Annotated in this window: 6 protein-coding genes, 2 tRNA genes and 1 pseudogene; 7 read left to right on the top strand and 2 right to left on the bottom strand. The window is 54.6% G+C overall.

From position 1 onward, the window contains the following. Positions 1-111: 111 nt before the first annotated feature. From ADB08_RS05420 to ADB08_RS11890, 7 genes and pseudogenes are all read left to right on the top strand, one after another. Positions 112-184 (top strand) — tRNA-Glu (locus ADB08_RS05420). A 76-nt stretch (positions 185-260) separates the two neighbouring features. Beyond that, entirely contained in the window at positions 261-1,040 is a 780-nt protein-coding gene (locus tag ADB08_RS05415; protein WP_049171606.1) for a tRNA threonylcarbamoyladenosine dehydratase, read from the top strand. Beyond that, a complete protein-coding gene (locus ADB08_RS05410) occupies positions 1,040-1,822 on the top strand; it encodes a TatD family hydrolase (RefSeq protein ID WP_049171604.1) in 783 nt (260 codons plus the stop codon). The genes ADB08_RS05415 and ADB08_RS05410 overlap by 1 nt, the downstream gene beginning before the upstream one ends. An 84-nt stretch (positions 1,823-1,906) precedes the next feature. After that, positions 1,907-1,979: transfer RNA gene (locus tag ADB08_RS05405), tRNA-Glu, on the top strand. Between the two features lie 193 nt (positions 1,980-2,172). After that, complete coding sequence (locus tag ADB08_RS05400; RefSeq protein ID WP_049171601.1) at positions 2,173-3,609, top strand: hypothetical protein; 1,437 nt, start codon at positions 2,173-2,175, stop codon at positions 3,607-3,609. A gap of 1,221 nt (positions 3,610-4,830) precedes the next feature. After that, on the top strand, positions 4,831-5,106 hold the full coding sequence (locus tag ADB08_RS11490; RefSeq protein ID WP_141747121.1) for a hypothetical protein: 276 nt from the start codon (positions 4,831-4,833) through the stop codon (positions 5,104-5,106). A gap of 376 nt (positions 5,107-5,482) precedes the next feature. Beyond that, a pseudogene (locus ADB08_RS11890) lies at positions 5,483-6,540 on the top strand (acyltransferase family protein). Here the strand turns inward: ADB08_RS11890 and ADB08_RS05390 are convergent. Further along, complete coding sequence (locus ADB08_RS05390) at positions 6,534-6,959, bottom strand: carboxymuconolactone decarboxylase family protein (protein WP_049171597.1); 426 nt, start codon at positions 6,957-6,959, stop codon at positions 6,534-6,536. The pseudogene ADB08_RS11890 and the gene ADB08_RS05390 sit on opposite strands and share 7 nt — an antisense overlap. Then, complete coding sequence (locus ADB08_RS05385; RefSeq protein ID WP_049171594.1) at positions 6,943-7,845, bottom strand: LysR family transcriptional regulator; 903 nt, start codon at positions 7,843-7,845, stop codon at positions 6,943-6,945. Before ADB08_RS05385 ends, ADB08_RS05390 begins: the two co-directional genes overlap by 17 nt. Positions 7,846-7,879 lie beyond the last annotated feature (34 nt).

Here is a 7,879-nt window from a genome sequence, read left to right as displayed (position 1 = left end):
AATTGGCAACACTACGGTTTCTGGTACCGTCATTCTAGGTTCGAGTCCTGGTAGGCCAGCGGAATTCGCTTGCTTAACTAACTTGATTAGTTGAGTTGAATTCAGTTCTAAGCCCCGTTCGTCTAGCGGCCTAGGACGCCGCCCTCTCACGGCGGTAACACGGGTTCAAATCCCGTACGGGGTACAAAGTTACTCCCCAGTCAGTTGGCTGGGGAGTTTTTGTTTTTTAAGAATCGAGGCCGCTATGACCAGAGGTGACTATGACCAGTGAACGTTTCGCACGACTGAAGCTTCTCCTAGGGGAGGAGGGGCTGGAAACGTTGGCTGAATCTACCGTCATGGTTGTCGGACTCGGAGGCGTGGGGTCGAGTTGTGCCGAAGCTCTCGCGAGAGGTGGCGTGGGCAACCTCATCTTGATTGACGGCGATGTCGTGGAGCCGAGCAATCTCAACCGTCAGGCGCTGGCATTTGTCTCCACGATTGGTCGGGTCAAAGCCGAGGTTATGGAGGCGATGGTTGCCGATATCAACCCGGATTGTACGACCTATGCCCGCCAGATTTTTCTCACACGCGAAAACCTGTCAGAGACCTTCGAGAAGTTCCCGCGTCCGGATTACATCATCGACGCTATCGACGATGTCACCGGGAAAATTGAGATCGCGCAGTGGTGCGCGGAAAATCGCATCCACCTCATTTCCGCTATGGGCGGCGGAAATAAGCTCGACCCATCTCGGCTGACCTTCTCAAAAATCAATAAGACAAAGGTCTGTCCGCTGGCGAAGGTCGTCCGTCAGGTGTGTATCCGCCGACGCATTCGCGGTCTTGAAGTGCTGTACTCATCCGAAGAGCCTGTGCGCATTGCGGACAAGGGCAGCGGCACCAAAGCGGAAACCCTCGGTACCATGAGCTACATACCGCCAATCATGGGGCAGATGCTGGCCGGAAAGGTCATTCGCCGTCTGCTCGGGTTCGAGGAAACCCCGCTGGCCCCGCGAATCGGCGGTCCAGCCGACGATAGCCAGCCACCGACGGAAAAGTAATGCGGTTCATCGATACCCACTTTCACTACGACTTCCTGCCACAGGATTCGCGCGAGCGTTTTAAGGCTGATCTTGCACGGGAGGGTGTAGAGATTATCGCGCAGACGGTCCGGCCCTCCGGCTTTGTCGAGCTAGAGAGTGAAAGCTTGCCCATGGCCGCCGTGGGCTATCACCCGTGGTACATCGATGGCAACTATGAGCGAGAGCTCGAGATTTTTCGCGCGGCCCTCCCTCGCACTCGCTTCATCGGCGAGATTGGCTTGGACTTCGCGCCCCGCAGGCTTGACGACGTTTCTGCCGAGACTCAAATCCATGTCTTTACCAGCATCCTGGATGCTGTCCAAGCCTCGAGCCTGTCACATATCCTGTCCATTCACACGGTTCGGAGTGCTGGTGTGGTGCTTGGCCTAATCGAACCACGTTTGGACACCAGCTCCAGCGTCGCACCAGGCGAGACCTTCGTGCCCATCTTTCACCGCTTCGGTGGCACTAGCGATGAACTGACGCGGCTGATCCGCGCCGGTGGTTATATCTCCGTCAACCCGCTCATGTTGCGGACAAAGCGCGGACGGGCCTATGTGTCGCAGGTGCCCGTCGATAGGCTCTTGCTGGAGACAGACCTTCCGCGCGAGCCTGGAAGCGGTGACGCGGTGGAAGCGGTCGCTGCAGAGGTAGTCGCTGCGTTGCGGGAAACTGTCGCCGAGGTTGCGGCCTTGCGAAAAATGGATGAAGCGGAGCTTGCAAACGAGCTGGCCAACAATGCGAAAACGCTAGGGATTTAATGCCTTAACCTGCGGATTTGCAGTTACTATCCACGTCTAGTGTATTGTTTAACAAGTCCGCAGCGCGCGGATGAAAAGTTCTAAGCCCCGTTCGTCTAGCGGCCTAGGACGCCGCCCTCTCACGGCGGTAACACGGGTTCAAATCCCGTACGGGGTACAAAGTGGCAGTTTCGCTTTTCTGACCTAGACAGTTCATGAAAACGGAATTTGCGACACGGGATCCCGATTCGGCTGAATGCGAATCGGGATTTTGCCTTTTCAAATGTCCTTCAACCCTATTCCATGACAATTACAGGGTTAGCAGCAAGAAACTCTTTTTCGCTGCTATTGGGGTGGGTGACAATAGAGGTATGGCTGCGAAAGAGCTAACCAGCAGACAGAAGAAGATTCTTGGATGGATCGTGGATGGTTGCGCCGGTGACCCTCCGCATGAATTTTATAAGAATACAGCGCGCATGCTAGAGGGGCACAAGTTAGTCAAGATTTCAGGTCACGGTGATAAGTGGAAGGCTGTAGCTACAAAACGTGGTGAGAGGGTTTACGCCGGTACCGAAGCGCTTGTAGTCAATAAGAAGCGGCGGAAGAACACGGCGGCGAAGGAGCCACCGGTACCCTCCACATTGAGAAAACCAAAACCAACGCCAAAACCCGACGAGCCTGAAGTTGATTTAACTCCTTACATGGCTCGAATACGCCATGGTATTGGAGAGTCAGACCTCGACGTTTTCACAATCGTGGCCTCGGCCGGTGAGATTCGCGACTTCTGGTTACCGGCGGCGGCGAAACTATCCCGTGATAGGTCTTGGTTGGAAGATGGCCACGTTTTTGACTACGCAGGAAGTACCTACGTATATGGCCAGGAGAAGCCCCGATTCAAGGCCGCTGTTATCTCTATTGAGCCAATGAAACTGGTTGGGTGGAGGGAGATTTTACGTGGCGATAAACGCGTGGCGAAATACAATAAGAAAGCTGTCGAAGCGTTTGGATACTACAAGAGGCAGTTTAGTTCCGATGTGCAATTGCGGATTAAGCGAGTTTTGCATGTGCTCTTCACAGAGATTGAACTGAACGGTGGCCGGATAGAACTAGAGACTTGGTACGACTCATGGTCTAAAGAGAAAGTGCTTCGTGCAGTTAAGCTCGGCTTTGATTTCGATCTTCAAGATCTCAAGTTCCGCGAGAGATATAACCGTGTGCAGCGTGAGCCAACACAAGATGAAATCGATTATCACAACCGTTGGCACGAGGGCGAAAAGATGAGGCGCTTCTGGGAAAAAATCCCGAATGGTCAACTTGTCCTTGAATTTCGAGGGATGTCCGCTCGTGATTCGAAGAAGAACTCAGAAGCGTTTGCCGACGGCATTGAGGCCTATTTCAAGTGGCATCAAATTCGAGAATTCTGGAAGAAGACAGATTATGAGATTGCGGGCAGAGAGAGGGCGCTCCGAGCGAAGCAATATGAGTTCGCTAAGCCAATCGCTGCGAAGACTGTCGCGAAGGATTTCTATTTCAACGCGTTGTATCAGCGCTCTCAGGAGTTAAAAAAGTTTGAAGCGGTGTGTTCCTATCTCGAATATGTGAAGCGAATTGAGCCTGACAGCCCGTGGATCTCGTGGGCTGAGAAGTATCTCGATACGTTCAATCCGAGAGACTGTATTACGATGCCGGATCCACCTGCGCTCGACATCAAGGCTCATGCCGGGCTCATTGAAAAGATTATTGATGCGCTTGGCAGGGATGAAAGCACGTGGGCTGACGCGTTCCCCGACGGTGAATTTCACGGATGATTTTTCTGTAGCACCGTGCATGTGAAGGTCAACTTACGAGTCCGTGGACTCACTACTCATTGCTGTCTTCAAATGAGCTGAGCTCAGCGAGGAGTACTTCTTGTCCGACCTTCGACTCTGAGATTGCAGCCGGTGCACGCATTTGCGCAGTATATTCTGAGCGCTGTCGAACTCTACACACTTGATGAACTAGCCTTCTGGCTGACCGAAACCGGCTTCATGCCACCGAAGTCCTGGAAGAAAACCCGCTGCAAAATCTGGTCGGGCTAGGCCGCAACTGCGCACTATTCGAATCAGCACGCACCTGAGCCTATCTCGAAATCCGCCACCACCTCGGCGACCCCGATGGGCTTGGTCTCGCTATCCAAACCGCAGCGCAATCCATGAACCAGAACTCTTCAGCGGACCACTTTCCACACGCGAAGTCGACCAGATTGCCCGATCTATCCACTGATGGATCGTCAACCGCTCACGCATGTGAGCAGACGGCTCAGCAATCTACGAAGAAACCTTTAGCACCATCCAAAGCGCACGAGGGAGAGAATCTCGTAGCAAACGTCAAGGAAGAAGAGCTGAAACCGACAAATGGATTGAGGCTGGCCATGAGTAGGGATCCAAGAAATAGATATCCGGGTTATCCACGAAAGGGGTGGTCAGTTCGGGAACTTGCTGAAAAACCGGAGTATTTACCCGTGCAATTTCTAATTGTACAAGCGAGCCAAGAGCGAGCTATCTCGCTCGAGCAGTTGAAAAACGCCAACGCGTACGCGAGCTACGTGCCAGGAGCCTAACCATCCGAGCGATAGCACAGGAAACTGGGTACTTCGTTGGCACAGTTCATAGATACGCGAGTGAAGAATCTCGCGTATAACGCGTATAACGTGCTTACGTAGTGATGAGTAACCAATCTCCATCGTTATTAGGGTCTGGGATGCACGTAACTGAGCCAAATGCATCGGTTACAAGCCAGTACCGAAACTTAGCCGTCTCACAGTCGTTCGCTGATAAGTGCACACTGATTACTCTTCCGTATAGGTCATTCCCGGCTAGAGTAGTGGCAGCCATGCCATTTGCTGTTTCGGCAGAAGGCGATGCCGCAGCAACTCCGCTTAGGCCAAAACACAGCGAAAAAAGGAAGCGATAGATGCAACTGCTATTCTCTTCATGCTTTTCCCTCAACTAGGTTCACCATTAAAGAAACACGAACTCTGGAGAGATGCAATGGCAAAATTTCCTCCTGAAACGGACTTGTCGCTCCACGATGTCATTGACATCCTGGAGTCAGTTCTCCGTGAAGAAGAGATAGACAATGCTCCAGCAGCAAAAGTATGGATAAAGTCTACCCTTCCAGAGCTAAGACGAGCTGAAGAAAAATGCGCTTCCATCTCGACTAATAGAGTTATCGTAAAAATTCTCGAAGCGATGGTTCTTATCGAGAGAAAATATGGGAAAAACCATAATCTTTCTTCACATGATGATCGTCTAGATCTGTCTTAAAAACGGCAAGAACCCAATTCCCGTTACCGTATATAGACATACGGATACCCAAAAAGTAACCCGCTTTCAGCATGAGTGTTTCCTCCGCTTCTACGAGAAGCAGAAGCACTTCGACTTTTATTTCCAACTCGCGATTGGGACAATGCCCCCGCTAGCTGGATAGGATTGCTGAGCACGGTAGGGGAACCAGACCTTCCGCATCAATATTTGAACCTCGCTGGTCACAGAACAGTTTCCGGGGTGTGTACTGAGGTAGCAAGATTTTGTAGACCGGGCTTGTGCCAAAACGAGCACGCCAAGTAGTTTGCAGTCATAAAATATTGGCATGAATTCGGCCAAGTCCTCCTACGTTCCGGAGCTGACCAGCATTCGAGCCATCGGTGCGTTCGGTGTCCTGCTTACGCATGCCGCGTTCTGGACTGGACATTACACGGACGATTGGTGGGGGCGTCTCAACGGTCGATTCGAAATTGGCGTCACCATCTTCTTCGTGCTCAGTGCGTTTCTGCTCACAGGGCGTTGGCTCGGTTCGCCTGACGACGTCCCTGCGAATCGACCGGACTTGCGGAAGTACTTCACCAGTCGCGCGAAGAGAGTTCTGCCGGCCTACTGGATTGTGGTTACTGCGGCATTCCTCATTCATGCCGCAGATGACCCGCCACCATCGGGTGGAGGGCTACAGGGCTGGTTGCGCACGATGTCGTTTACCCAGACGCTCCAATTCGGCTGGATTCACCGGGCTTGTCGCAGATGTGGTCGATGGTGGTGGAAGTCGGCTTCTACTTGGTATTGCCGCTGGTGGGGCTTGGCATCTGGACGATCACAAAGGGGCGGCTACGGCCTGGTCCAACGTTGGCCATCATTATTGGTTTTGGCCTCATTGGCCCGGTCTGGACTGTGCTATCGCACCAGGAAAACCTGCTGCCGGTAGTGGCACGGCTGTGGCCGATGGCGTATTTCGACTGGTTCGCCATCGGAATGCTGCTGGCCTACGGGCGAAAAGTTGGCTGGCGCGTTAATTTGGCGGCCAGCTGGCTGATAGCGCTAGTCCTGTTTTTCCTATCCACAACCACTCACGTGGGGCCAGCAACCTTGGTGCCGGATGATGTCGACCAGGCGTTGTGGAAGACCACGCTGTATGGCTTGTCCGCAGGCGCATTCGTGGCCCCGATTGCGCTGGGTACGGAGGTAAGGTGGCTTCGTCATCCAGCCTTGATGTGGTTGGGGGAGGTCTCCTACGAGTTCTTCCTCGTCCACGTGTTGGTCATGGACTGGGTAATGAGCTTGATGGGTTATCAGACCTTCCAGGGCTCGATGTTGGCAGTGGCAATTGTCACCACAGCCATCGCCCTGCCATTGTCGTGGCTGCTGCGCCGCATCACTGATGTACTAATGCGGAGGCCAGGGCCTGAGAGCCCGTGGGCTGCCTACTGATCGTCGTCGTCAAGCGGGCCGAGCTCGGCAACGAGCACTTCCTGCGCGACCTTCATTGCGGACAGTGCGGCCGGTGCGCCGCAGTAACCGGAAGCGTGGACGATGGCTTCGGTGATCTCGGTGCGGGTCAGACCGTTGGCGAGGGCGCCCTTGATGTGGCCGCGCAGTTCCTCGGTGGCTCGCAGAGCGACGAGCATTCCAATGTTGAGCAGAGAGCGATCGCGCTTGGCCAGCCCTTCGCGGCTCCAGACAGAACCCCAGACTGTGGCGGTGATGTGCTTCTGCAGGGTCTCTCCGTCGGAGCCAGCATTGCGGGCGAGGGCGGCATCGACGAATTCGTCGCCCATTACCTCGCGGCGGATTTGGATACCGGCATCGTAGCGGTCGGAGGAAAAGAGTTCATCATTCGAATTGCTCATGCTTGCTAAGTATAGGACTAGCAATGCGGATAAATTCCGAAATGTCCCCACTAGCTTTACTGCCACGACGCATAACCACGCTGAGGTTGCGAGTAAAAACGGTGTCGGTGGGAACGATGACGATGCGCCCGAGCGTTACCTGATCGCGAATTGCGCCGCGGGCGATGATTGTTGGCGCTGCCAGCGCAATCATTCCAGCGCGCTGTGCTGAAAGGGAGCCAAATTCTCCGGCGGGTTCGGTGAGAGTGCCCAGTGCATCTTCCACCACCTGTCGGCTGCCGGAACCCGGTTCGCGAATAACGAGTGGCGTCGCGCGCAGTTCCTCGGCGGATATCTCGGCCCGCTCAGCCCACGGATGGCCAGTCGGCACGGCGAGGACCAATTCGTCGGTGCCGATGATTCGTTCTTCGAGGTCGTGCCGACCAGCCTCGCCCTCTACCAGCCCGAAGTCCACCGCACTGTCGGCTACTAGTTGCCGCACCTCACGGGAGTTTGCCTGCACCATCGAAAGTTTGACTGCGGGATGTTGCCGGTGGAACTCTGCGGCCCAGCCGGGGTAGTAGAGCTCAGCGACAGTGTTGGACACCGCAAGGGTGAGGTGGCGGGGAACATTGTCGGAACGCAAGCTGGCGGCAATGCCCGAAAACCTGTGGCAGGCGGCGAGGAGATCTGGGAGGGCGTCGATAAGCACTTGCCCTGTTTCTGTAGGTGAGACGCCGTAAGGGGAGCGTTCGAAGACGGTGATTCCCAGCGCTCTTTCCGCCCGTGCGATGCGTGCGGACATGGTCTGCTGGTTGGTGCCGAGCTCACGCGCGGCCTTCGAGATCGACCCCGCACGGGCGACGGTGAAAAGTGCTTCGAGTTCGGCCACAGCGGAGGGGTACATGCGTCAATGGTACCCCTCACAGAGTTTCGTGATA

Origin of the sequence: Corynebacterium sp. 239_CJEI (assembly GCF_001055995.1) — a bacterium.
In the GTDB taxonomy this organism is placed as follows: domain Bacteria; phylum Actinomycetota; class Actinomycetes; order Mycobacteriales; family Mycobacteriaceae; genus Corynebacterium; species Corynebacterium jeikeium_D.
The sequence above is the reverse complement of the archived record's forward strand: the minus strand, read 5'-3'. Positions and strand labels throughout refer to the sequence as shown.